Annotated in this window: 2 protein-coding genes; both read right to left on the bottom strand. The window is 56.8% G+C overall.

What is annotated here, in order from left to right; all coding sequences use genetic code 11:
• Positions 1-606: 606 nt before the first annotated feature.
• Entirely contained in the window at positions 607-1,731 is a 1,125-nt protein-coding gene (locus DW796_RS10250) for an aminotransferase (RefSeq protein WP_118095248.1), read from the bottom strand.
• A 135-nt stretch (positions 1,732-1,866) separates the two neighbouring features.
• Positions 1,867-2,163 (bottom strand): arginine deiminase family protein (locus tag DW796_RS10255; RefSeq protein WP_233539727.1); only part of this gene is annotated, 297 nt, incomplete at its 5' end.

Below are 2,163 nucleotides of genomic sequence, written 5' to 3' on the forward strand. Positions count from 1 at the left end.
TCGGAAGGCACGTGCAGACCTTTCGTCATGGCCTCCTACCTTTCTTTCGGGCCCTTGTCGGGGCCGATTCGTTAGCGCCCCTCCGTGTGAGGCGTTATTGCTGACGACATATTTATATCCAAAATCAGCCCATACTTCCACCTTGCCCCCGAACGGTTTTATATGAGGGGTGAACGGCATACACATATACTTCACGCATGGTACACTTTGACTTAATAAAGTGTATTTACGTGCTTAAATGCCTTTTTAACCGAAAAATCAATTGGAACTAATCTTTCTTAAACCACCCTCGATTTGCATATTTCACGCAAAGGTATGAATAGAATTCGCAATTCTTGCTACGTCTCAACCATTTTGATTTTTATTCAGAAAAAAGTTCGTCCTATTCATTTTTGGCAAACAGGCTACCGTTTACCAGACGTTGGATACCGTTCACCGGAAGCTCAGTATAAGGCCCATCGAATACACCGTCTGCTTTGCGCCTCCATTTGTAACAAGTTGATTTTTTCGGCGGTAAAGACAAACAGACCCGCCCCCAAGGGAGCGGGTCTGCATTCGGTATATCTAGGGCCCAGAAAGGTTTAGGCCCTCGAAAGCCTCAAGGGGCTAGCGATCGAACTCGGCCAGCGCCTCGCCCAGAAGCCTCAGGCCCTCGCGGAGAACGCCTTCGCTCGCGCAGTAGCCCAAGCGCGCGCCGCAGGGAAGCTCGAAGCGGCTACCGGGAACCAGCAGCACTCCCCTCTCGGCCAACAGGCGCTTGCAGAACTCCTCGTCGTCCTCGGGAATATCCAGTTGGATAAACGAGGTGGACACGCCCTGCGGGGCCGTCCAGGAGACACGATGCTGCGTATCGATCCATGCCTGAGCGATATCACGGTTGCCAAACACGATCTTACGGTTGCGCCCAAGGATCTTATCCCTGTGCTCGAGCACGTAGGTCGCCAGAGCGTCGTTGAACACGCCGCCGCAGATCATGGTGTAGTCACGATAGGTGCGGATGCGGTTGGACACCTCTTCGTCGGCCACGACCCAGCCCACGCGGGCCGCAGGCGTCGAATAGGTCTTGGACACCGAGTTGGTGACAATGGCCTTCTCGTACACGTCGGCCATCGACATAAAGGACTCGGTGTTCTCGAGCGGCAGATACACCTCGTCGCACAGCACATAGGCGCCCACCGAACGGGCGATCTCGGCAATCTGGCCGAGCGTATCGGCATCGAGCACCGTACCGATGGGGTTCGATGCGTTATTGATGCAGATGAGCTTGGTGTTGGGGTGAACGAGGTGCTTGAGCTGTTCGATATCGGGCTTCCAGCCGAGCTCCTCGCGAAGCTCCCAATACTCGACCTCGGCACCGAGCGTACGCGGAATCTCATAGAGCGGCGCATAGGTGGGCCACTCGGCAATCACATGGTCGCCGGGCTCGACCACGGCCATGATGGCGTTGAGGTTCGCGCCCGTGCAGCCGTTGGTCTGCAAAATGTGATCGGGATTGACCTCGCGACGATACAGCTTGGCGACTTCGGCCTTAAACTCCGGCGAACCCTCGATCCAGCCGTAATTCATCTTCTCGCGATCCAGGCGCTCGTAGAACGTAGCACCGTCCTGCTCGTCAAGTGCGCGAAGCTCGCCCATGGTCAGCGACGAGATCGTCGACTGAGCGATATCCCAGGTAGCACTCTTCTCCCAAACGTTGAGCCATTCCTCAACACCGATTGTCTTGATATCCATGGCCACCTTATCTGATCTTCATTTAGCGTCATTAAACATGAATGGGGCGGTGCGAAAGATCCGCACCGCCCCAATGGGAGACATCTAATGGCAGCTAGATGTTTGTAGTAAGACCTGTACGGGTCTTTGAAAACCTTAGAGGTCCTCGCGCCAGAAGGGCATGCTCATGCAACGCGGGCCGCCGCGGCCGCGGGAGAGCTCGGCGGAGGGCACGACGAGAAGGTCCAGGCCCTCCTTGTACAGCACGTCGTTGGTGACGGTGTTGCGCGCGTAGACGCAGATCTTGCCGGGCTCGACGCACAGGGTGTTGGAGCCGTCGTTCCACTGCTCGCGGGAGGCCGCGATCGGGTCGCCGCCGCCGCAGGGGATCAGCTTGACCTGGTCGACGCCGGTGGCGTCCTCCAGGACGTGCTCGAGGGTGTCCTCGATCAG

The sequence above is a fragment of the Collinsella sp. AM31-2AC genome (genome assembly GCF_003469285.1).
GTDB classification, from domain to species: domain Bacteria; phylum Actinomycetota; class Coriobacteriia; order Coriobacteriales; family Coriobacteriaceae; genus Collinsella; species Collinsella aerofaciens_AT.

Excerpts from the sequence above, each read along its gene's own strand:
- DW796_RS10250 (WP_118095248.1), bottom strand. The coding sequence starts at position 1,731 with ATGGATATCAAGACAATCGGTGTTGAGGAATGGCTCAACGTTTGGGAG.